Consider the following 22,464-nt stretch of genomic DNA (forward strand, 5'->3'; position numbering starts at 1 on the left):
CCCTTTAGCAAAGGGGGATGAAGGGGGATTTAAGATTACAAAATCTCCCCTGACCCCTCTTTTCCAAAGAGGGGAAATAGCATTTCCCTCATTATTGAAAAAGTATTATTATTCATCCTAACTCGTCATTCCCGGTTACCCCCGTCATTCCCGCGGAAGCGGGAATCCAGACATCCCCGTTTAAACCAACTGGATCCCCGATTACCTTTTCGGGGATGACGGCAAAGGGAGCTTTCAAATTACAAAATCTCCCCTAACCCCTCTTTTCCAAAGAGGGGAATTTTTTAGGAATTTTCTCCCTTAGAAAAAGGGAACCCTCCACCTCTCTCCCCCTTAAGAAAATGGGGCCTCCGTTTCTTTCCCACTTTAGAAAAAGGTGCCCTCCACTTCTCTCCCCCTTTAGCAAAGGGGGAATAAGGGGGATTTAAGATTACAAAATCTCCCCTGACCCCTCTTTTCCAAAGAGGGGAATTTTTTAGGAATTTTCTCCCTTAGAAAAAAGGGCCCTCCACCTCTCTCCCCCTTAAGAAATTGGGGCCTCCGTTTCTTTCCCACTTTAGAAATAGGTGCCCTCCACTTCTCTCCCCCTTTAGCAAAGGGGGAATAAGGGGGATTTAAGATTACAAAATCTCCCCTGACCCCTCTTTTCCAAAGAGGGGAAATAGCATTTCCCTCATTATTGAAAAAGTATATTCATCCTAACTCGTCATTCCCGGTTCCCCCGTCATTCCCGCGCAAGCGGGAATCCAGACATCCCCGTTTAAACCAACTGGATTCCCGATTACCTATTTCGAGGATGACGGCAAAGGGAGTTTTAAAAACCTGGTTAAGGTTGTGTCCCTGATGTTTCTTTCCGTTCACACTGAAACTTGGCGAAGGCCCTTATTAAAATAATTTTTGGGAGTTTTACGAGCCGGGTTGCTGATCCAGTTTTTCTTTTCGATCCTCTTTGAGGAGATCTTTGAGTTCCTCCAAGAATTCGTTGATGTCTTTAAATTCCCGGTAAACCGATGCAAAACGAACATAAGCCACTTGATCCAGGTGGTGGAGGGAGTTCATCACCTGCTCACCGATTTTAGTACTTTGAACCTCTTTCACTCCTAATTCTTGGGTCTCTTTCTCAATTCGATCTGCGACTTCTTCCAGTGTACCGATACTGATCGGTCTCTTTTCACAGGCTTTTTTTAACCCTTGAAGAATTTTCTGTCGATCAAAGGGTTCCCGGCGACTATCCTTTTTAATGACCAGGGGAAGAACCTCTTCAATCCGCTCGTAGGTGGTAAACCGGCCCTCGCATTTTAGGCACTCCCGGCGGCGGCGAATGGACTCCCCTTCTTTGCTTAAGCGAGAATCGACTACGCGATCTTCTAAATGAGTACAAAATGGACAGCGCATCCAGCACCTGGGGGGTTTTTAAGAATAAGAAAAAAGTGGAAAGCGACGGCACAGTGCTTTGACCTCTGCCCGAACCTTTTTCAGAACCTTTTCATCCTGGGGGGACTTCAAAACAGAATCCATTAACGCAACAATTTTTTTCATTTCCGGAACACCCATACCGCGTGTTGAAACAATGGGGGTGCCTAAGCGAATTCCGCTGGTGACGCGGGGGGGATTGGGGTCGTTTGGAATGGCGTTTTTGTTGACAGTAAGGCCTGCCCGATCCAGAGCCGCCTCCGCCTCAGCCCCGGTAATTCCCTTTTGCCGTAAATCCACCAACATCAGATGGGTATCGGTTCCCCCTGAAATGATTTGATAGCCCCTTTGAATCAAGCCCTCCGCCATGGCTTTGGCATTTTCAACAATTTTTTCCTGGTAAGTCCGAAACGTTGGGAGCATGGCTTCTTGGAAGGCCACCGCTTTTGCGGCAATGACATGCATGAGGGGGCCTCCTTGAAGCCCGGGAAAGATTTTTTTATCCACTGCCTTCGCGTGAACCTCTTTGCACATGACCATCCCTCCCCGAGGCCCCCGGAGGGTTTTGTGGGTCGTGGTGGTCACAAAGTCCGCATAAGGAAAAGGATTCGGATGAAGCCCAGCCGCAACCAAACCCGCGGGATGAGCAATATCCGCCATTAAAAGGGCGCCTGCCTGATCGGCAATTTCGCGAAACCGTTTAAAGTCAATGACCCGAGAGTAGGCGCTGGCCCCTACCACAATCAGCTTTGGATGATGTTCTTTTGCCAGGGACTCGGCCTGATCATAATCGATTAAACCGGTTTCAGGTTTCACTCCGTAAAAAACGGGACGGTAAAGTATCCCTGAAAAACTCACAGGACTTCCGTGGGTTAAATGCCCGCCATGGGCCAAATTCATTCCCATCAGGGTATCCCCTGGGTTTAAAACCGAAAAATAGACGGCCATATTGGCTTGAGAACCGGAATGGGCTTGGACATTGACATGCTCGGCCCCGAAAAGTTTTTTGGCCCTTTCAATGGCCAACTCTTCCGCATCATCCACAAATTCACACCCCCCATAATAACGACGCCGGGGGTATCCCTCCGCATACTTATTGGTAAAAACGGATCCCAGTGCCTCCATCACCGCACGGCTTGCATAATTTTCCGATGCAATCAGAATTATTTTTTCTTTTTCCCGGTGTTTCTCGGATTGAATGGCCCGATAAATATCCGGATCGGTTTCTTTTAACCGGGGCGGAGGGTTTTCTTTCATTGTCAATTTAATCCTTTTTACTTTTGGAATTCATGGTTGCTTTCTCTAACTCTTTAATTTTTTGTAACCGTCGGCCATGGCGGCCCCCTTCAAAATCTGTTGAAAACCATTCCTTAACCATCTCCAACGCATTCTCATGGTCTAAAACACGCCCTCCTAAAACCAGCACGTTGGCATCATTATGCTCCCGGCTCACCCGGGCCGTAAAGGAATCATGGCACAATGCAGCACGAACCCCTGGATACTTATTGGCAACGATGGACATACCAATTCCTGTTCCACAGATTAAAATTCCCTTATCCACGCTCCCCTCCGAAACCGCCTCGGCCACTTTAATCCCATAATCCGGATAATCTACGGAAGCCTCTCCGTCGGTTCCGAAATCCAGTGTTTTTAAACCCAAATTTTGCATGAGGGCTTTGATTTTCTCTTTTAACCCATGCCCCGCATGATCACTTCCAATAGCAACTTGCATCTCTCACCTTAAAAAAAGGGATGGTATCCTACTTTGAAAGAGAGAGTCAAGTCCATGTTTTATCCTCCGCAACCCTTTTTGATCAATCCCAAAAAGCACTTCTCGGACCTTCCTCTTTCACATCTTGACACCCAAAGGTGAACTGCCTATACTTCCCTTGAGTATCCCCAACCCTTCTTTCAGAAGAGCGCCCAACGGATGAAGAAAAAATATCCCCAGCCCATTGCTCCTATTTTATCTGGGATCGTTGAGCGATACGGGCTTCAAACCAACCTCCAGGTGGAAAACCTAAAAAAAAACTGGGAACAAATCGCCGGACCCCAATTGGCAGAGCATACCCTGCCCATCTCCCTCCGGTTCCGAAAATTAACTCTTTTGGTGGACAGCCCTTCTTGGACACAACAAATTAATTTTATTCGCCCAGGGCTATTGGATCAAATTAAGGCATTTCAAAAAAATTTGGATGTGGCCGAAATCGGCTTTAGAATAGGACCCCTTCCGGAGAAAAAACCTGCCATGGACAAGGAAACCCCAGGGTCTACCTTCCTATCCGAGGATGAATTCAATTTTATTCAGGAATCTTTAAAACCGATTCAGGATCCAAAAATACAGGAATCTTTCCGGAGGGTCATGGTACGGGCTTTACTGGCGAAGGGGCCCACCCACCCTTAAATCAGGGGGGGGGATCATCTAAAGGGGTTGGGGTCGTTTTTCCCAGGGTTGAAAAATTGGCCTGAACGGTAATGGACACCCGTTCCGCACGACGGAAAATTACCTCCTCATTCCCCTGGAAATCTGCTACGATATAATCTCCCATTTTAATTTCTCCCAGAGAATACAATTCGGCAATCTTTCCATCTATAAAACGTTCCACCCGATTGAGGAGCGGCCGGGCACCCATTTCGGGATTGTTTTCCTCACACACTAAAAATCGTTTCATCCGGGGGGTCAAATTCACGGCGAACCCCTTTTCCGCAAACCGTTCATAGCTTTTTTTGAGGATTTTTTCCAACACTCCGAATAAATCCTCCTCCCTGAGGGGTTGAAATACGACAAAATCACTGATCCGGTTTCGAAACTCAGGACTAAAGGTTTTCTCCATTTCCCGGCGGACCGCTTGATTAATCTGTTGATCAACGGCTTCGGGCCTTGTGGGGTTGACTCCTTTAAAACCGATCTGCTGTTCCTCAAGGAGCCGACTCACCGCCCGGGACCCCACATTACTGGTGAGGATCAAAATGGAAGAGGTAAAATCAACCCGCGTTTCCTCCTGGACACTTCGGCGCGTGACCGTGACGGATCCTTCATCCATTACCTGAAGGAGTAAATTGTGAAGAGAAGGATGGGCCTTTTCGATTTCATCAAAAACAACCACATTCCATTTTCTCGCCTCCACCTCCGTTTTATCCAATATGGCAGGCATGTCGCTTCCCATATATCCGGGGGGGCTTCCAATCAGTCGTGAAACGGTATGGGGTTCACCAAACTCGGAGCAGTCAATTTTTAACCAGGCTTTGGGATCGTGGTGAATGGCTCTCGCCAGTGCCCTTGCGGTCTCCGTTTTTCCAACCCCGCTGGGCCCTGAGAAGAAAAAGGTCGCAATAGGGCGTTCTTTATTTCGAAAGCCCGTGGCCGCCCGAACCAATGCCCGGATGATCGCTAACACTGCGGGATCTTGTCCCACGACCTCTTCCTTTAAAGTGGATTCAATGGAGGTGAGGGGCCCTCGGCCTTTGGGGTGGGTGGACATTAAAACGTTGGCCTCGGGAATAAGCGGGCTTGAAAATTCCGGTGGTAAATTTTTCTCTTTCACCTTGGAATGCCTACCTCATTTCAAAGCCTAACCAAGGGACTCTTTTTTGTCAAGAATATTGTCGGAATTCAGGATCGTTCGCGGGTGGCTTTGTCTCGTGTCTCCCGGATCCGTAACTCGAGAACCGGGCGATTCGGGTAGGATTCCAAAAGTTCTTTATAGATTTCTAAGGCCTCAACGTGCCGCTGGGTTTCCGCCAGACAATTGGCCATTTTAAATCTGGCCTCCAGCCTGTAAGAACTATCCGGATATTTTTGAACCAATTGTTGATAACGATCAAAAGCGTCTCCAAATTTGTCTTCTATAAAATAGGTTCCTGCAATCCGAAAGAGGGCTTCATCTACTTGATCCCCCTCGGGATGATTTCGAATAAAGGCCTCCCACTCGGTTCGGGCTTGTGCCAACTCTCCCCTATCAAAATAAATCTCCGCAATCCGAAGATGGGCCTTTTTTGAAAAAACGGGATCCTGCGTATCATTCACTAAACGTTGATAGGTGGTAATGGCACTTTGGGTTTCCTGGAGTCGCCGTTCGTACAACTCTCCCATAGAAAAAAGAGCAGAGGAAACCCGTTTATGATCGGGAAATTGGTTCACCAAAAACCCAAAAGCCTCCAAACTATGATCCGGGTCATCCAAATAGTGAAAATAAAGGACCCCCAACCAATAATAGGCCTCCCCGGTGAGTCGGCTTTTGGGAAACTCCTCAACCAACTTTTCATACTCTCGAGCGGCTCCCAAATAATCTCCTTGGTCCATGCGCTTCTCGGCGAGACTCAAATGCCGTTGGGGGGAAAATTCACAGCCGTTTCCCGCAACCAGGAGTATCGCCATCAGCATCCCGGAAATTCCAAAGTTCATCTTATTCCACCCCGCCCGGCTCCTCAGATGAACCCTCCTCTTCGACTTTTTCCGCCAACATGGCGGTACCCACCACACGATCCGTTTCCGCTATTCCAATCAACTTTACCCCTTGAGTATTTCGGCCGATGACACGAAGCCCTTCCATTTGGAGTCTCAAAATCATCCCCTCCGAAGTCATGAGCATAATTTCATCCTCCTGGTTGACCTGAAATAGAGAAACCACATTTCCATTTCGGGATGTGGTTTTAATCGTAATAATTCCTTTTCCTCCGCGGCCTTGCACACGGTATTCCTCCAGCTCGGTTCTTTTTCCAAAACCCCGCTCCGTCACCGTTAATATGGAGGAGGTTGCATCTTCACTGATGGTCTCCATTCCAACCACCTCATCCCCTTTCCCCAGGGTAATGCCTCGAACCCCACGTCCCGAACGGCCAATGGAGCGAACATCGCTCTCATGAAAACGAATGGCCAAACCCTTTCGGGTGCCCATCAAAATATCCTGATTCCCTTGAATAATCCGAGCGCCAACCAAGCGGTCCCCTTCATCTAAACTGATGGCAATGATCCCCCCGTTTCGAGGGTTACTGTAGGCTTCCAGACTTGTTTTTTTAATGACTCCCTGTCGTGTTCCCATCACCACAAAGCAATCCTCTCTGAACTCTGAAACCGGAAGGATGGCGGAAACCCCGTCCCCGGGGGATAACTGAAGAAGATTCACAATGGCTTTTCCTTTGGCCATTCTACCTGCCTCAGGAATTTGATGAACCTTGAGCCAATACACTCTGCCGATTTCCGTAAAAAACAAAAGATAGTCCCGGGTTGAGGCGATAAAAAGATGTTCCACAAAATCTTGTTCTTTCACACCCATGGCGATTTTTCCTTTACCGCCACGTCGCTGGCTCCGATAAATACTCACGGGGTTCCTTTTGATATAACCTGTGTGAGAAACCGTGATGACTGCCTCTTCAGGGGTAATTAAATCTTCCAGACTGATCTCTTCTGTTTCGGGAAGAATTTCGGTTTTCCGGGGATCGCTGTAGCGTTCCCGCACCTCGGTGAGTTCATCCTTGATGATCTTTAGGACCAATGCTTCATTTCCTAAAACCGATTGAAGATAACCGATACGCTCTAAGGTCTGCTGATATTCATCCACCAGTTTTTGGCGCTCCAACCCAGTTAACCTTTGCAGCCGCATATCCAAAATGGCTTGAGCCTGGATGGCCGTTAACCCAAAACGGGTGATCAACCCTACCCTTGCCTCCTCGGGGGATTGGGACTGTCGGATTAAGGTAATGACTTCATCCAAATGATCCAAGGCCACCTTGAGGCCCTCAAGGATATGGGCTCGTTCCTCCGCTTTTCGAAGCTCAAATTGGGTCCGACGAACCACCACCTCCCGCCGGTGTTCAATAAAGTGGAATAACATTTCCCGAAGGGAAAGGACTTTAGGCTGATTATTAACCAAGGCCAGCATGATGACCCCGAAAGTGGACTGGAGTTGGGTCAGCTTGAAAAGTTGGTTTAAGATAATGGTCGCAATCTCCCCTTTTTTAAGCTCTAAAACAATCCGCATGCCATCCCGATCGGATTCATCTCTTAAGTCTGAAATGCCTTCTACTTTTTTATCCCGAACCAACTCCGCCATCCGTTCAATGAGTCTTGCTTTATTGACCTGGTAGGGAAGTTCCGTCACGATAATGCTTTCCCGGTCATTTTTGGGGTTGCTCTCAATAAAGGCACGGGCACGCATTTGAATAATCCCCCGTCCGGTTTTGTAGGCATCCAGGATACCCTGGGTTCCATGAATGGCCCCCGCGGTTGGAAAATCAGGACCTTTAATCTTTTCCATCAAATTCTCCAGGGAAACATCGGGCGTGTCGATCATCATGATGAGCCCATCGATGATTTCTCCAAGGTTATTCGGGGGAATGTTGGTCGCCATCCCCACCGCAATCCCTGAAGACCCGTTTATCAAAAGGTTGGGAATCCGCGTGGGGAGCACCACCGGTTCTTCCGTCACTTCATCAAAATTAGGGGAAAAATTAACGGTTTCCATATCGATGTCCGCCAATAACTCTTCCGCCAAACGGGTCAATCGCGCTTCCGTATACCGATAGGCGGCGGGAGGATCACCGTCCACCGACCCAAAATTACCTTGACCATCCACAAGGAGGTATCGCATGTTGAAATTCTGGGCCATTCGGACCAGTGCGTCATAAACAGCAGCATCCCCATGGGGATGGTATTTTTTTATGACCTCTCCCACCACCCCCGCGCACTTGGAATATCGACGGCTGGATAGAAGACCCTCTCGAAACATGGCATAGAGAATCCGTCGATGAACCGGTTTGAGTCCATCACGGACATCAGGCAGGGCCCGTCCCACAATCACGCTCATGGCATAATCGAGGTAGGCAGATTTCATTTCATCTTCAAGGTGGATCTGTTCTACTCGTTCTTCTACTGGCACGGTTTCCTCCGCTCTACAAGGCCGTTACACTTCCTACGGGTTAAATTATTCGGAAAGACAGTGGATGGCAATTCTGATTCATCCAGGCAACCTTTGTCGGTAAGGGGAAGAATGGTGGATTCCAAGTTGCTTAAATATCCAGATTTCGTACTTCAAGGGCATGCTTCTGGATAAAATCTCGACGGGACTCCACGACATCTCCCATAAGGATGGTAAAAATTTCATCTGCAACCACGATATCCTCAAGGGTGACTTGGAGCGTGTGGCGTGTTTCAGGGTTCATGGTGGTTTCCCACAACTGATCCGGATTCATTTCCCCTAAACCTTTGTACCGCTGAATCATCAGTCCCCGTTTCCCGATTTCTAAAACGGCAGCAAGTATTTCCTGTGTGGTAACAAAAGATCTCTCCTCTCCCGCTTGCTTAGACCGCTTGGCCGATTTTCCCTCCCCTTCCGCTTCATGCTCCCTCAGTCGATAGGGAGGCTTTCCCAATCCCAAAACAAGGGGAGACAAAAGGGCCAGTTCCTTAAATTCTGGGGAGCTCACCAATTCCTGATTGATGAGCGTTCGGGTTACCACCCCATTGCGATGAAGGGTACACTGTATCTGATGCCCTTGATGCTCCTCATCCCGTTCCATTTCAAGATCACATCCATCATTAGGATACTGATTGCGAAAATATTCCCGGATTCCATCCCCTAAGAGGGTCACCTTGCGGTGGTCTCGGAAGATCTCTTTTTCCAAAAGCTGATGGGACAAACAGGCTCTGAGGACTTTTCCCTGAACCTGCTTTCTGTCAAAATGGCTCAAAATGGTTTCAAACCTGACCAGTTTTTCCAATAGTGCCTTGAGGGGTGGGCCGGAAATGCCTTCAGAGGCCCCCTCCACCAGCAGGGATACCTCATCCACCACCAGATCCATCAGATAATTTCTCATTGCGGTTTCATCTTTAATGTAAGCTTCTTTTTTCCCTTTCTTAACTTTAAACAAGGGTGGTTGGGCAATATAAATGTAACCATTTTCAATCATCTGAGGCATTTGCCGATAAAAAAAGGTAAGCAGCAAGGTGCGAATGTGGGATCCATCCACATCCGCATCGGTCATAATAATGATCCGGTGATAACGGGCCTTTTTGATATCAAAATCACCCACCCCAATGCCTGTCCCCAAGGCAGTGATTAAGGTTCGAATTTCTTCACTGGAAATCATCTTATCAAAACGGGCTTTTTCAACGTTTAAAATTTTTCCCTTCAAGGGGAGAATGGCTTGATACCGCCGGTCCCGTCCTTGCTTGGCGGACCCCCCGGCGGAGTCCCCTTCCACTAAAAAAATTTCGCTGTGGTCAGGATCTTTTTCCGAGCAATCCGCAAGCTTACCGGGAAGATTACTGCCATCCAGTGCATTTTTCCGTCGGATAAGGTCTTTGGCTTTTCTGGCTGCTTCCCGGGCCCGATAGGCATTGAGTGTTTTTTCAATAATCTTTTTTGCAATGGGCGGATTTTCCTCAAAAAACTCTCCCAGCGCTTCGTTAATGGCGGCTTCAACCAGTCCTTTTGCCTCGCTATTACCCAGTTTGGTTTTCGTTTGTCCTTCAAACTGCGGGTTGGGTAATTTCACACTAATCACCGCCGTTAAACCTTCCCGAACATCTTCCCCGCTTAGGGACTCCTTGGGGTCTTTAATAATATTGGCGGAGGTTCCATAACTGTTAACCGTCCGGGTGAGGGCCGCTTTGAGGCCAACCATATGGGTTCCCCCCTCCCGGGTATTAATATTATTGGCAAAGGAGAAAATATTTTCTGCATAGCCGTCATTATATTGAAGTGCAACTTCGAGCATGAGTCCATTTTTTTCCCGAGAAATATAAATGGGTTTATGGAGGGGGTTTTTATTTTCGTTAAGATGCTCCACGAAAGATAAAATTCCGCCTTTATATTGAAAAACCTGCTCCTTCTCCGTACGTTCATCTGTTAGGGTAATGGTAAGCCCTTTGTTGAGAAACGCCAACTCCCGAAATCGCCGCGCCAGGGTATCAAAATTAAATTCCATTTCCTCAAAAATTTGAGAATCCGGTTTAAAGGTAATTTTGGTGCCCCGCTTTTTTGTTTTTCCTGTGATGGCAAGAGACGCCATGGGGTGACCTCGTTCGTATCGCTGTTCAAAAACAGACCCCTCTTGGCGAATTTCCATTTCCAACCATTCAGAGAGCGCATTGACCACCGAAATACCCACGCCATGAAGCCCTCCGGATACCTTGTAGGCCTCATGGTCAAATTTTCCGCCCGAGTGTAACACCGTTAGGACCACCTCCGCAGCGGATCGTTTTTGGGTGGAATGAATTCCTGTTGGAATCCCCCTTCCATTATCATTCACCGTTGCACTGCAATCCACATGGAGGGTAATTTCAATGGAATCACAAAATCCAGCCATGGATTCATCGATACTGTTATCCACCACTTCATAAACCAAATGGTGCAACCCATCGATTCCGGTACTCCCAATATACATCGCCGGTCGCTTTCGAACGGCCTCTAAACCTTCCAGGACTTTTATTTTTTCGGCATTATACTGGTCGCCCATGAACCCCTCTATATTCTCATCGGCATAACGACACAAAGAAATTGGGAGTCGGTTTCATCCGTCACCATACATGGGCTAAAAGCATCATCAAAATGCAAGAAAACAGTCTCACTCTTTATGACAGAGATGGCGTCTAAGAGATAACGGGCGTTAAATCCGGCCACAATTTCCTCCCCCTTATACTCCGCCTTTACTTCCTCCTGAGCTTCCCCTACATCAGGGTTGTTGGATAAGAGTCCCAAGCGATTGGGTTGAACCGTCAACCGAATGGCATTGGTTTTCTCCCGGGCAAAAATGGATACCCTTTTCAAAGCCCCTTCCAGGGTTTTCTTTTCCAGGGCCATTTTATTTTTGTTGTTTCTAGGAATCACCTGTTCATAGTTGGGGAAACTGCCTTCCATTAAACGGGTGATAAAAAGTAAATTGCCTTTTTTCAAAACGATTTGGTTTTCCGAAAGTCCCATAACGGGCTCTTGGTCGTCTTCCTCCAGCAGCTTTTTGATCTCCAAGATCGCCTTCTTTGAAATGACCAAGTTATGTTCCGGGGGACCCGTCGTATTTCCCCCTTCCAGGGTCAGCTTTCTCTCCACTTTGGCCAAACGGTGCCCATCGGTTCCCACCAGGCGTAACGTATATCCCCCTCTTCCCTCTTGCTTGATGTTTAAAAGAACTCCGTTGAGAATATGGCGGGCGTCATTGTCTCCTACCGCAAAAACAACCTTTTCAATCCCCTCCAGAAAAGGTTTCCGGGGAACCGTCAACAGCACTTCTTTCTCCGGATTGGGAATTGGGGGGAATTCCTCAGGAGAAAGGCCCGCCATTCGAAACTTTGAAGATGCCGCGGTTATTTCTATCCAATGGTTATCTTGTGATGAAATTTCAATCTGCGTCTCAGGCAGTTCCCGAATAATATCCAAAAATTTTCGGGCTGAGATGGAAACCGCCCCCGCTTTCTTCACCGTGGCGGGATATTCTCCCTTTAACCCGATTTCTAGGTCAGTTGCAAAAAGCCTTAACTTTCCTTCTTCCGCTTCCATCAGAAGGTTTGAGAGAATCGGCATCGTATTTCTTTTTTCCACGATACCCTGAACTCTTTGTAGCCCGGACAACAGGACCCCTCTTTCGATTGTGAGTTCCATGGTCATCTTCCCTCCTTAAGCTTTTTGGTTAATAACTCAAGGGTCTTTCTAAGTTGGACATCTTTCTCCTTGCTCTCCCCTATGATTCGGCAAGAGTGCATTACCGTGGTATGATCCCTGCCCCCAAAGTTTCTACCAATTTCCGGAAAGGAAAGGGGGGTGATTTCTCGGCAAATATACATGGCTATTTGCCTAGGGTAAACCAGGTTTTTTGTCCTTTTCTTAGATTTCATGTCAGAGACCTTGATTTGAAATTGTTCGGCAACAGCTTTTTGAATCTCCTCTACGGAGACTACTTTTCCTTTTCCAATCAGGGTATCCCGGAGGACCGTTTTCGCCAACTCAATGGTAACCTCCTGCCCGGTAAGAGATGAAAAAGCCCCGAGACGAATGAGAGACCCCTCCAGTTCTCGGATGTTGGTTTGTATGTTGCTGGCCAGGAAAAGAGCCACTTCATCGTTTAAAGGCATTTTTTCCGTTTCAGCCTTTCTTTTTAAAATAGCAATCTTTGTTTCCAAATCCGGAGGTTGAATATCTGCAATTAAACCCCATTCAAACCGGGATCTTAAGCGTTCTTCAATAGTAGGCATCTCTTTCGGAAAAAGATCGCTAGTGATGACAATCTGTTTTTGAGACTCGTACAGCGTGTTAAAGGTATGGAAAAACTCTTCCTGGGTTCTCTCCTTCCCTGCGATGAACTGAATATCATCCACCAACAGCATGTCAATATTTCGATAGCGATTTCTAAAATCTCCCATTCGATCATAGCGGATGGAGTTGATGACCTCGTTGGTAAATTGTTCTGAAGAGACATAAACAATTTTAGTTAATCTTTTATGATTTAAAGCGTGGTTTCCAATGGCATTTAAAAGATGGGTTTTCCCAAGACCCACCCCTCCATAGATAAAAAGAGGATTGTAGGCCCGCGCGGGGTTCTCTGCCACCGCTTGCGTTGCCGCATGGGCAAATTGGTTGCTGGATCCTACCACAAAGGTGTTAAAGGTATATCTAGGATTTAAAGCGGCCCCAACCCATGTCCTGCGCTCTGGTTTCCCCTCTTCCTTCAGGACTTTTTCCCGGAATAGGTTCTCCTGCTTTTCCATTTTTACACCGAAAGTAATTTCAACATCGTTTCTTTGAAGAAGTCCATTCAGTGTTTCAATTAAGACATCCTGGTAATGATCCTTCAGCCAATCCCCAAAAAAACGGTTTGGAACCCCTATTTTTACTTTTCCTTCCTGAAGACTTTCGAGGTTTGCGGTTTGAAACCAGGTTTCAAAAATCTGCTTCGAAAATTTTCCTTGAAGAGCGTTCAACGTTTGGCTCCATATCTTCTCCCTCTCCATAAATAAACACAGACCCCCCTACCTTTAGAAAATTAACCACAACTTTATCAACACCTGTTGATAATAATAATTTCCCTTTATTTTCAATGAAATAAAGGATTTTTTTTATTTAATAGTAACACCCTTCTAGAAGAAATCTTATACAAGAAAAGCAAGTGTTTAGAGGCTGGTTAGCGGAGGCCATCTTATAACAAGGTTTTTTTTTTATCAAGTCTTTTTACCCTTATCATCTTTCCTAAAACACATAATTTTACACAAGGTCAAAATACCCTTATGATCCTAATTTTTATAGGGTAAAAAAATAAATTTCCCCTTTTCCCCCGCTTCTACTACTTCTCCTACTAGTTTTTAATTTAATAATACTATTAGTAATAAGGCTGTGGGAAAAAACTAAATTTTCTTGACAGTTCAAAACCTGGTCCATATAATACACCCTCTTAAAAATAAGGAGGAAAAATGTCAGAGACCTACCAACCCAGTCGAATTAAGAGAAAAAGAACCCATGGTTTTCTAAAAAGGATGAAAACCAAGGATGGGAGAAAAATTATTAACAATAGAAGAAAAAAGGGTAGGAGAAAGTTATCCGTTGAATAACAGAACCCTTGTAAAAAAAAAGGAAAAAAGGTCTATTCATATTAAAAGAACCTTTAAAAAAGGAAGGGTTCTTGAGAATCGATTTTTTAAGGTTTTTTTTGAAAAGGGAGAAGAAACAGAGGGTGGTTTTGCTGTGGTTGTAGGGAAAAAGTTCGGAAATGCTGTGGAAAGAAATAGGATAAAAAGAATTTACAGAGAAATACTTAGGAAACATAAGTCTTTTTTTGAAAAGAAAAACCTCATTATCCTTCCTAGAGGTCCTTCTAAAAAGGTGTCCTTTGGTCAATTGAAAGAAAAGGTTAAAGAAAGTTTGAAAGGATTTGATCAGGGTTTTCAGTGTTAAAAAAGATGTTTATCCTTTTAATTAGGGGATATCAAAGGATTATTTCCCCATTACTTTTCCCCTCCTGCCGTTTTTACCCTTCTTGTTCAAATTATGCGGTTCAAGCCCTTGAGGCCCGTGGGCTTTTTAAAGGGTTTTTCCTCTTTATGGTCAGGGTACTTAAGTGTCACCCTTTCCACCCAGGCGGTTACGATCCAGTAAAATAGGTTTTTTTAGTAAAAAAACATGGAAAAGAACGCAATTTTATTTTTAGTTATTTCACTGGTGATTCTTCTTTCTTATCCTTTAATCATGGAAAAATGGTTTGGAATAGGGGAGAAAAAGATAGAGACCCAGGAAAAAGGAAAAAAAGAAAATGAAAAAATAGAAGAAAAAAGTGTTTTCTCGGAGGAGATCTCTCCAGTCGAAGAGAAAAAAGAGGAAAAAGAAAAGAAAACATTTGATGCAATGGAGGTATCTGTTGAAACAGATCTTTTTAAAGCCATTCTCTCCAGCCAAGGGGGAGTGATTAAAACCTGGGAACTGAAAAAGTATAAAGAAAGCCTTAAAAAAGAAGCAAAAATTATACAATTGTTAAGTGAAGAAGGGGAAGTTTATCCCATGGATTTAAACATTGGGGGAGAAAGTTATGGAGATAAGGTTTTTCAAATCATTGGGGAAGATATAAATCTTCAAGGGAGAAAAGAAAAAGAAAAAATTTCCTTTATATACCAAGGAGAAAATGGGAGAGAGAAAATTAGAAAGGATTTTACTTTTCATAAGAACTCCTATCGTGTGGATGTCAGAATTACTTACACAGGATTTGAAGGAAAAGGAGTCCTTTCCCTTGGAGAGAATTTTGGCATCACCGACTGGGAGAAGAAAAAAATGGTTGGGTTTGTGGGTCCTATTAGTTTAGTCAACGGAAAAGTTGAAAAAGATAAAGTTGAAAATAGAGGGGAAAAAGTTCAGCATTTTGGAAGCGTTCGTTGGGTAGCGCTACAAGATAAATATTTTATTTCTACTATTATCGTCCCTAAACAGGAAGTTGAAACAAGGGTATTCACTGAAAAGTTGGGGGATGACAGAGTCACCATCGGGTTGGAGCTTCCCCAAGAAGCATTGGAGTTGGCCCTATATGCGGGGCCAAAGGAGCATGAACGACTAAAAGCACTAAATGCTCACCTTGAAGAGGCCATTGATTTTGGCTGGTTTATCTACGGTAGTTGGTCGGTGGTTCGACTGGTAGCAAAGCCTCTTTTCGCCATTCTGAATTTCTTTTACCAATTTAGTCACAATTATGGTTTCTCCATAATATTTCTAACTTGTTTGATTAAAACACTTTTTATCCCTTTAACCCACAAAAGCTATACGTCTATGAAAGGCATGCAGGCGATACAACCCCAAATGCAAGCGCTTCAAAAAAAATATAAAAATGACCGGGAGCGCCTCAACAAAGAAATGCTTTCTCTTTATAAAAACCACAAAGTAAACCCTCTTGGGGGATGCCTTCCGGTTATACTTCAAATACCTGTTTTTATAGCACTTTTTAATATTCTCTACACCACCATCGAGCTTCGGCAAGCCCCTTTTATTTTTTGGATCACAGACCTCTCAGATAAAGACCCCTTCTATGTTCTTCCCATTATTATGGGCGCAACCATGTTTATTCAGCAAAAAATTCAACCCACGCCAATGGATCCAAGACAAGCAAAAATAATGATGTTCCTTCCCTTTGTCTTTACTATTTTGTTTCTTAATTTCTCCTCTGGGCTGGTTTTATATTGGATGACCAACAATATTTTAACCATTACCCAGCAGTATGTAACCGTTCGTTTTCTTCAAAAGAGATAATCCGTGGCTAATCAAACGAAGCCTGAAAAAAAAACGACTAAAATAGAACCGTTACGGATCATACAGGAAGAACCTATATGCGCCATTTCCACTCCTTTGGGAGAAGGAGGTATTTCTATTATTCGTTTGAGTGGCGCCGGGGTTTTTGAAAAAATTGCCAAGGTTTTTAAAGCTCATCGGGAAAAAACTCAGATTGAACGGGTACCCTCCCATCGTATTTTGTATGGAGGCGTTTTTTCCTTTCAGGGCCGGAAAATAGACGAAGTTCTTCTCCTCATCATGAGAGCCCCACACAGCTATACACGAGAGGATGTAATAGAAATTCATTGCCACGGGGGCATTATGGCGGGTCAAAGAATTCTTCAGCTTTTAAATTCCATTGGGATACGGCTGGCCGAGGCAGGTGAGTTCACCAAAAGAGCTTTTCTGAACGGGCGGATCGACCTTGCCCAGGCCGAAGCAGTAATGGAGCTTATTCGGTCAAAATCTGATTTGGGATATGAAGCGGTGTTGAACCAATTAGACGGTGGACTTTCCTTTCGGGTAAACCAAGTGAGAGACCTTTTAATTAATATATTAGCGAGAATTGAGGTTTCCATTGATTTTTGTGAGGAAGATATTGATTTTATTGATATAAAAACCCTTCAGGTTGAGGTAGGAAAAGCCATTCAACAAATAAAAGGGATCATGAACGCTTCAGAGGATGGAATTCTTCTTCGGGAAGGGCTTAAAACGGTCATTACGGGTAGGACCAATGTGGGAAAATCCAGCCTTTTCAATACCCTCCTGCGAATGGAACGGGCCATTGTAACGCCTCATCCAGGGACCACCCGGGATCTTTTGGAAGAAACTGCTATGGTGGGGGGAGTACTTCTTCGAATTATCGATACCGCGGGGTTTCGTCAGTCCTCGGATCCTGTAGAACAGGAAGGGATTACCCGAAGTGTTTCGGCAAAACAGAGTGCGGATTTAATTTTACTTGTTTTAGATGGGAGCGAACCTCTTTGCGATGTTGATTTGGAGTTAATTCAAAAGACCTCTGAAAGAAAAAGAATTATTATCATTAACAAAACAGATAAAAAAAAGGTTTGGAACCCCAAGTCGTTATGGAGCGGACCCATAATTGAAATATCAGCGACCTCTGGGGTGGGAATGGAAATGTTACATCAAGAGGTGCGGCGTGTTGTTTTTGGAGGGGTTTCCCAGAGAGATCAGTCCCCTTTGGTTACAACCCTTCGTCAGAGAGGAGCTTTTCAAAAGGCACATGATTCTTTAAATCACCTTTTACGTTCCTCCGAAAAACAGATGTCGTGGGAGTTTTTGGCTGTAGATCTCCGTGGGGCCTTGGATGCGTTGGGTGAGGTCACCGGTGTAACTGTATCGGAAAATATTTTAGATCGGATTTTTAAAGGTTTCTGTATTGGTAAGTGACTATATTGGGTATGTTCCACGTGGAACATACCCGTTTTAAAAAAAAGAATGTGGGTTTTTAGGACCAAAATTTAGCAATTTTTTAGTTATTTGTGGGATTTCAGGTTTATGTTAGTGGAAAAAACAAGGTTTGATGTTGTAGTGGTGGGAGGGGGCCATGCAGGGTGTGAAGCTTCTTTAGCTGCAGCCAGGATGGGTTGCAGGACGCTTTTGGTTACCGTAAGTTTAGATCATATCGCCCAGATGTCTTGTAATCCTGCTATTGGAGGAATAGCGAAAGGACATTTGGTAAGGGAAATTGATGCCCTTGGAGGAGAGATGGGCAGGGTGATTGATCGGACAGGGCTTCAGTTCCGAATGCTAAATACAAGAAAAGGTCCCGCGGTGCAAGCGCTTCGAGCCCAGGCAGATAAAATAGAGTATAAGTTGGAAATGAGGCGGGTTTTAGAGAATGAACCTAGACTTGATCTTTACCCGGGGATGGTGAAAAAAATTTTAGTAGAAGGGGAAAAGGTTGTTGGAATTGAAATGGAAAAGGGTTCCCGATTTTTCACCCGGGCGTTAATCATTACTACGGGGACCTTTTTGAAGGGTTTGATCCATGTTGGAATGAAACAAACTCCTGGAGGCCGGGTTGGAGAAGCTCCCTCACATTCCCTCTCCGATAGCCTTGATGATTTAGGTTTTCAAATGTCCAGATTAAAAACAGGCACACCCCCAAGGCTAGACGGAAGAACCATTAACCATTCCGTCATGTGTCCCCAATATGGAGATAATCCTCCTGTTCCATTTTCTCACTTTACGGATAGGATTGAACGGGAGCAGGTCCCTTGTTTTTTAACCTACACCAACGGGGAGACCCATCAAATCATCCGTGATAATTTAGACCGTTCTCCCCTGTACAGTGGGATTATAGAAGGAGTTGGCCCTCGTTATTGCCCCTCCATTGAGGACAAGGTGGTCCGTTTTTCAGAAAAAGAAAGGCATCAGGTGTTTTTGGAACCGGAAAGTCGATCCACTATTGAATGGTATCCCAATGGAATTTCCACAAGCCTCCCTGCGGAAATTCAACTCAGAATGGTTCAAAGTATTAAAGGTCTTGAAAATGCGGAGATGATCCGTCCGGGATATGCCATAGAATATGATTTTGTTCATCCAACCCAACTCAAGCCCACACTAGAAACAAAATCGGTTTTTGGCCTTTTTCTTGCGGGGCAGATTAACGGTACTTCCGGATATGAAGAAGCCGCGGCCCAAGGGCTGATGGCAGGAATCAATGCGGGACTTTCCATTAAAGGAGAGGACCCTTTTATTCTGGGTCGGGCAGATGCTTATATTGGTGTTTTAATTGATGATTTAGTTACCCTGGGAACGGAAGAGCCCTATCGCATGTTTACTTCTAGAGCCGAGTACCGGCTGCTTCTTCGACATGATAATGCAGATCTGCGTTTGATGAAAAAAGGGTATAAATTAGGTTTAATTTCCTCTGTTGCATTTCAACGCTTGGTTAAAAAAGAAGAGGCGGTTCTGAACGAAATCACTCGATTGAAATATACAAAAATTCGGGATAAAAAAACACCAAACCTTCTTGAACCACCTGTGTTTGTTGATATTCCGGGAGAAACCTCTTTGTTTCAACTGCTCAAAAGGCCAGAAATGGACTTTAAAAAAGTGTCTACCTTTTATGAGAAAATCTCATCGATCGACACGGATGTTTCTGTTCAGGTCGAGGTTCAAGTGAAATATGAGGGGTATATCCAAAGGCAGCTGGTACAGGTGGAGCGTTTTCAGAAAATGGAGGAGAAGAGGGTTCCAGAAGGATTTGATTACGACCGCTTGTCCAGCCTTTCCCGTGAAGTAAAAGAGAAACTTAAAAAAGTAAGACCCCTATCCCTTGGCCAAGCTTCTCGAATTTCAGGGGTGACCCCAGCCGCCATTTCCGTCCTCGTTGTTGCATTGGAAGCCCAAAGAAGGCGAGAAGAGGGATGCGACAGGATTTCCCACGCCAACTGACCGAAAAAGAAATTCAAGACCTTGAATTTCTCCTTGTCAAAGGAGCAAAGGGTCTTGGGCTTGATCTTACCAAAACCCAACAGAAGCAGTTCCTAACCTATTTAAATGACCTGAAGCGGTGGAATCAAGTCCACCGTCTAACCGCCATTACAGAGGATCAGGATATTATTATTAAGCATTTCCTGGATTCACTTTCCCTTGTTTTGATTTTTCCGGTTTGGAATCAACTGGCTGTTTTGGATGTTGGGAGTGGTGCAGGGTTACCTGGAATTCCGCTGAAAATAGTTTTCCCACACCTATCCCTTTTTCTTCTTGAGGGCTCGGAAAAGAAGTCTTCCTTTCTCCATCATATTGTGGGGCTCCTTGGATTGGAGAAAGTTGAAATAATAAATAAAAGATTTGAGGCGATTCTTTCCGATAAGGCGTATAGGGGTTTTTTCGATCGAATTGTTTCCCGGGGGGTTGGAAAGGGATCCCAATTGGTTAATAAAGCGGAGAATTTGCTAAAAAAGGGAGGAGCGGTTATTCTTTATGGTGGGGAGGGGACTGGTACCAAAAAAGATAAGGAAATAGGAATTAGGAAAGAGTTGGTTCTCATTCCTTGTTCTTCTCAACAAAGAACCTTCTGGATTATTTCTCCCCCCAATTGACCTCAATGTTCCACGTGGAACATTAGATTTTACTTTTCAAGCATTCAGTAGTGTGTTATGATCCGGTCCGTTTGTGAGGGGGGGGTCTATGGGGCGGGTAATTGCTATTTCAAATCAAAAAGGTGGGGTAGGAAAAACAACAACCGCAATTAACTTAGCCGCTTCATTAGCCATTGCGAATCGAAATATTCTGCTTGTGGATATTGACCCTCAAGGGAATGCAACCAGCGGGTTGGGAATCAATCGGGAGGGCCTAAAGGAAGGGGTTTATGAGGTGCTTTTAAACGGTTTCCCTCTTCCACAAATATTACAACACACTGAAATTTCAAGTCTTTTAGTCGCTCCCGCAACAATCAATTTAGTCGGGGCTGAAATTGAATTGGTTGATTTTCCCCAGCGGGAGGGCGCACTGAAGCAGGCCTTGGAAGATTTTAAAGAAGGCTATGATTTTATAATAATTGATTGTCCCCCATCGCTCAGTCTTTTGACATTAAACGCCTTAACTGCAGCTGATTCAGTGATTGTCCCTGTTCAGTGTGAGTATTATGCAATGGAGGGGCTGGGGCAGCTTTTAAAAACTATTAAATTGATTCAGCAATCCTTTAATCCGGACCTGAAGGTGGAAGGGATATTGCTCACTATGTTTGATGGGCGGACCAGCCTGAGTCATCAAGTCCTCCAGGAAGTCCGAGGCAACGTTCACCAAAGGGTTTTTGAAACTATTATTCCTAGAAATGTGACTTTAGCGGAGGCGCCCAGCCATGGCAGGCCCGTGCTCTTATATGATATCGGTTCAAGAGGGGCCCAAATTTATCTGGAATTAGCAAAGGAGCTAGTCAGTTATGCAAAGGAAACCGTTGGGTAAAGGAATTGGAGCTCTTTTTTCAGAGCCTCGAGAACGGGAGTCGGGTCAGGGAAGTGGTTCAGAAGGGACAGTTCAAGTTTCCGTTAATCGAATTCATCCAAACCCTTACCAACCCAGAAAAGCTTTTGATGAAAAGGATCTTTCAGAGTTAACCGACTCAGTCAAAGAAAAAGGTGTGATTCAGCCCCTTTTGGTTCGAAAAGAGGGGGAGCATTTTGAATTAATTGCGGGAGAGAGAAGGTGGAGAGCAGCCAAGTTGGCAGGCCTTGAGTTTGTACCCGTCATGGTGCGGGAGGCTTCCGGGACTGAACTTTTAGAGTTGGCCCTTGTAGAAAATATTCAACGACGGGATCTCAATCCCATTGAGGCTGCAAAGGCTTTTCGGCAATTGGTTGAGGAATTCGGTTTAACCCAAGAGGAGATTGCCAGGCGTGTGGGGAAAGATCGTTCCACCATTACCAATACATTGCGCCTTCTTACCCTCCCTGTAACCGTTCAGGCAGAAATGGTTTCTGGCCGGTTATCCTACGGTCATGCAAAAGTTCTTCTCTCCATGAAGATTCCCAGTTTAATTGAGCGCACCGTTCACCAAATTATCCAAAACGGTCTTTCCGTTCGGGAGACCGAGGAATTATTAAAAGCGAATCAGAAGAAGAGTTCGGGGGGGGTAATCCATAACAAAGCCCCGGAGGTAATGGAGCTTGAAGAAAAATTGATCCGTCACCTTGGAACAAAGGTGAAGGTAAAAGGGAAGCAGGATCGGGGACGGATTATTCTTGAGTACTATTCCGCAGATGACCTTGACCGTTTGATTGAAACACTGTTAGGAAAATAAAAAAAAGGATTCAACGGGGTTTGCCTAAGACGACCGTGCTGTCTGGGGGCACCCACTTGTCCTATGGGAAAGTCGGGGTTTTATTTTTCCGAAAGACCCACTTAAAAAAGGGAGGGATTATGTTAAAAAGGGATGATAAAGATTTTCGGAACGATGATATTATTGCCTTTCTCGGAAAAGGAACTGAATTTAAGGGCGTGATGACCTACGAGGGAACCGTTCGTGTGGACGGGAAGATAGAAGGGGAAATCCTTACCAAAGGAACCTTGGTGGTGGGGGATACAGCCGTCCTTAACGCTGAAATTAATGCGGGAACCATCATCTGCAGCGGAAAGATTAATGGAAACCTCGTGGCCAAGGAGAAGGTTCAGTTATTAAGTCCCGCGGTTTTAACCGGGTCCATCAAATCCCCAATTCTTTTGATTGAGGAAGGGGTGCGGTTTAATGGCACCTGCGATATGGGAAAAGAAAAGGAAGAGATTCCTTCCTTTGGCAGTCCGTCAAACAATTCCAAAGTGAAAGAAGAAGTGAAAGTCGGATAAA

20 protein-coding genes are annotated in these 22,464 nt (G+C 45.0%); 10 read left to right on the forward strand and 10 right to left on the reverse strand.

The features are described 5' to 3' along the window. Positions 1-112: 112 nt before the first annotated feature. The 4 genes from VGB26_00320 to rpiB form a co-directional block, all read right to left on the reverse strand. Positions 113-238: a hypothetical protein gene (locus VGB26_00320; protein HEX9756224.1), complete on the reverse strand. Its 126-nt coding sequence runs from the start codon at positions 236-238 to the stop codon at positions 113-115. A 668-nt stretch (positions 239-906) separates the two neighbouring features. Continuing rightward, positions 907-1,395 (reverse strand): transcriptional regulator NrdR, encoded by a 489-nt coding sequence (gene nrdR, locus VGB26_00325; GenBank protein HEX9756225.1) that lies wholly within the window; start codon positions 1,393-1,395, stop codon positions 907-909. 18 nt (positions 1,396-1,413) lie between these two features. Next, on the reverse strand, positions 1,414-2,670 hold the full coding sequence (gene glyA / locus VGB26_00330; protein ID HEX9756226.1) for a serine hydroxymethyltransferase: 1,257 nt from the start codon (positions 2,668-2,670) through the stop codon (positions 1,414-1,416). A 7-nt stretch (positions 2,671-2,677) separates the two neighbouring features. Continuing rightward, complete coding sequence (gene rpiB / locus VGB26_00335; GenBank protein ID HEX9756227.1) at positions 2,678-3,145, reverse strand: ribose 5-phosphate isomerase B; 468 nt, start codon at positions 3,143-3,145, stop codon at positions 2,678-2,680. Between the two features lie 198 nt (positions 3,146-3,343). Between rpiB and VGB26_00340 the strand changes: the two genes are divergently transcribed. Then, entirely contained in the window at positions 3,344-3,817 is a 474-nt protein-coding gene (locus VGB26_00340) for a DUF721 domain-containing protein (GenBank protein ID HEX9756228.1), read from the forward strand. A gap of 1 nt (position 3,818) precedes the next feature. Here VGB26_00340 and VGB26_00345 read toward each other — a convergent pair whose 3' ends face one another. From VGB26_00345 to dnaA, 6 genes are all read right to left on the reverse strand, one after another. Then, complete coding sequence (locus VGB26_00345; protein ID HEX9756229.1) at positions 3,819-4,958, reverse strand: AAA family ATPase; 1,140 nt, start codon at positions 4,956-4,958, stop codon at positions 3,819-3,821. 68 nt (positions 4,959-5,026) lie between these two features. Beyond that, positions 5,027-5,818, reverse strand: coding sequence for a tetratricopeptide repeat protein (locus tag VGB26_00350; protein HEX9756230.1), 792 nt, complete (start codon positions 5,816-5,818; stop codon positions 5,027-5,029). Position 5,819: 1 nt separating this feature from the next. Further along, on the reverse strand, positions 5,820-8,291 hold the full coding sequence (gene gyrA / locus VGB26_00355; protein ID HEX9756231.1) for a DNA gyrase subunit A: 2,472 nt from the start codon (positions 8,289-8,291) through the stop codon (positions 5,820-5,822). A gap of 130 nt (positions 8,292-8,421) precedes the next feature. Beyond that, complete coding sequence (gene gyrB, locus VGB26_00360; GenBank protein HEX9756232.1) at positions 8,422-10,872, reverse strand: DNA topoisomerase (ATP-hydrolyzing) subunit B; 2,451 nt, start codon at positions 10,870-10,872, stop codon at positions 8,422-8,424. A gap of 8 nt (positions 10,873-10,880) precedes the next feature. Further along, the gene (dnaN, locus tag VGB26_00365) at positions 10,881-12,011 is read right to left on the reverse strand and encodes a DNA polymerase III subunit beta (protein ID HEX9756233.1); all 1,131 of its coding nucleotides are present in this window, start codon (positions 12,009-12,011) and stop codon (positions 10,881-10,883) included. Between the two features lie 2 nt (positions 12,012-12,013). Then, positions 12,014-13,357, reverse strand: coding sequence for a chromosomal replication initiator protein DnaA (dnaA, locus tag VGB26_00370; protein HEX9756234.1), 1,344 nt, complete (start codon positions 13,355-13,357; stop codon positions 12,014-12,016). 456 nt (positions 13,358-13,813) lie between these two features. Here dnaA and rpmH point away from each other — a divergent pair, with 456 nt between their 5' ends. The 9 genes from rpmH to VGB26_00415 all read left to right on the forward strand — a co-directional run bounded on the left by rpmH (position 13,814) and on the right by VGB26_00415 (position 22,463). After that, positions 13,814-13,951: a 50S ribosomal protein L34 gene (gene rpmH, locus VGB26_00375; protein ID HEX9756235.1), complete on the forward strand. Its 138-nt coding sequence runs from the start codon at positions 13,814-13,816 to the stop codon at positions 13,949-13,951. A gap of 348 nt (positions 13,952-14,299) precedes the next feature. Beyond that, complete coding sequence (gene yidD / locus VGB26_00380; GenBank protein HEX9756236.1) at positions 14,300-14,500, forward strand: membrane protein insertion efficiency factor YidD; 201 nt, start codon at positions 14,300-14,302, stop codon at positions 14,498-14,500. 19 nt (positions 14,501-14,519) lie between these two features. Further along, positions 14,520-16,127 (forward strand): membrane protein insertase YidC, encoded by a 1,608-nt coding sequence (yidC, locus tag VGB26_00385; GenBank protein ID HEX9756237.1) that lies wholly within the window; start codon positions 14,520-14,522, stop codon positions 16,125-16,127. A 3-nt stretch (positions 16,128-16,130) separates the two neighbouring features. Next, a complete protein-coding gene (gene mnmE, locus VGB26_00390) occupies positions 16,131-17,558 on the forward strand; it encodes a tRNA uridine-5-carboxymethylaminomethyl(34) synthesis GTPase MnmE (protein HEX9756238.1) in 1,428 nt (475 codons plus the stop codon). Between the two features lie 108 nt (positions 17,559-17,666). Beyond that, positions 17,667-19,571 carry a tRNA uridine-5-carboxymethylaminomethyl(34) synthesis enzyme MnmG gene (gene mnmG / locus VGB26_00395; GenBank protein HEX9756239.1) on the forward strand — a complete coding sequence of 635 codons (1,905 nt, stop codon included), beginning with the start codon at positions 17,667-17,669 and terminating at the stop codon, positions 19,569-19,571. Next, on the forward strand, positions 19,544-20,221 hold the full coding sequence (gene rsmG / locus VGB26_00400) for a 16S rRNA (guanine(527)-N(7))-methyltransferase RsmG (GenBank protein HEX9756240.1): 678 nt from the start codon (positions 19,544-19,546) through the stop codon (positions 20,219-20,221). The genes mnmG and rsmG overlap by 28 nt, the downstream gene beginning before the upstream one ends. A gap of 88 nt (positions 20,222-20,309) precedes the next feature. Continuing rightward, positions 20,310-21,086 (forward strand): AAA family ATPase, encoded by a 777-nt coding sequence (locus VGB26_00405; protein ID HEX9756241.1) that lies wholly within the window; start codon positions 20,310-20,312, stop codon positions 21,084-21,086. After that, a complete protein-coding gene (locus VGB26_00410) occupies positions 21,064-21,921 on the forward strand; it encodes a ParB/RepB/Spo0J family partition protein (GenBank protein ID HEX9756242.1) in 858 nt (285 codons plus the stop codon). Before VGB26_00405 ends, VGB26_00410 begins: the two co-directional genes overlap by 23 nt. A 119-nt stretch (positions 21,922-22,040) precedes the next feature. After that, the gene (locus tag VGB26_00415; protein HEX9756243.1) at positions 22,041-22,463 is read left to right on the forward strand and encodes a polymer-forming cytoskeletal protein; all 423 of its coding nucleotides are present in this window, start codon (positions 22,041-22,043) and stop codon (positions 22,461-22,463) included. Position 22,464: the final 1 nt, after the last annotated feature.

This window comes from Nitrospiria bacterium (assembly GCA_036397255.1).
Lineage (GTDB): Bacteria > Nitrospirota > Nitrospiria > DASWJH01 > DASWJH01 > DASWJH01.

Excerpts from the sequence above, each read along its gene's own strand:
- nrdR (HEX9756225.1), bottom strand. The coding sequence starts at position 1,395 with ATGCGCTGTCCATTTTGTACTCATTTAGAAGATCGCGTAGTCGATTCT.
- glyA (HEX9756226.1), bottom strand. The coding sequence starts at position 2,670 with ATGAAAGAAAACCCTCCGCCCCGGTTAAAAGAAACCGATCCGGATATT.
- rpiB (HEX9756227.1), bottom strand. The coding sequence starts at position 3,145 with ATGCAAGTTGCTATTGGAAGTGATCATGCGGGGCATGGGTTAAAAGAG.
- VGB26_00340 (HEX9756228.1), top strand. The coding sequence starts at position 3,344 with ATGAAGAAAAAATATCCCCAGCCCATTGCTCCTATTTTATCTGGGATC.
- VGB26_00350 (HEX9756230.1), bottom strand. The coding sequence starts at position 5,818 with ATGAACTTTGGAATTTCCGGGATGCTGATGGCGATACTCCTGGTTGCG.
- gyrB (HEX9756232.1), bottom strand. The coding sequence starts at position 10,872 with ATGGGCGACCAGTATAATGCCGAAAAAATAAAAGTCCTGGAAGGTTTA.
- dnaN (HEX9756233.1), bottom strand. The coding sequence starts at position 12,011 with ATGGAACTCACAATCGAAAGAGGGGTCCTGTTGTCCGGGCTACAAAGA.
- dnaA (HEX9756234.1), bottom strand. The coding sequence starts at position 13,357 with ATGGAGAGGGAGAAGATATGGAGCCAAACGTTGAACGCTCTTCAAGGA.
- rpmH (HEX9756235.1), top strand. The coding sequence starts at position 13,814 with ATGTCAGAGACCTACCAACCCAGTCGAATTAAGAGAAAAAGAACCCAT.
- yidD (HEX9756236.1), top strand. The coding sequence starts at position 14,300 with ATGTTTATCCTTTTAATTAGGGGATATCAAAGGATTATTTCCCCATTA.
- yidC (HEX9756237.1), top strand. The coding sequence starts at position 14,520 with ATGGAAAAGAACGCAATTTTATTTTTAGTTATTTCACTGGTGATTCTT.
- mnmG (HEX9756239.1), top strand. The coding sequence starts at position 17,667 with ATGTTAGTGGAAAAAACAAGGTTTGATGTTGTAGTGGTGGGAGGGGGC.
- rsmG (HEX9756240.1), top strand. The coding sequence starts at position 19,544 with ATGCGACAGGATTTCCCACGCCAACTGACCGAAAAAGAAATTCAAGAC.
- VGB26_00405 (HEX9756241.1), top strand. The coding sequence starts at position 20,310 with ATGGGGCGGGTAATTGCTATTTCAAATCAAAAAGGTGGGGTAGGAAAA.
- VGB26_00410 (HEX9756242.1), top strand. The coding sequence starts at position 21,064 with ATGCAAAGGAAACCGTTGGGTAAAGGAATTGGAGCTCTTTTTTCAGAG.
- VGB26_00415 (HEX9756243.1), top strand. The coding sequence starts at position 22,041 with ATGTTAAAAAGGGATGATAAAGATTTTCGGAACGATGATATTATTGCC.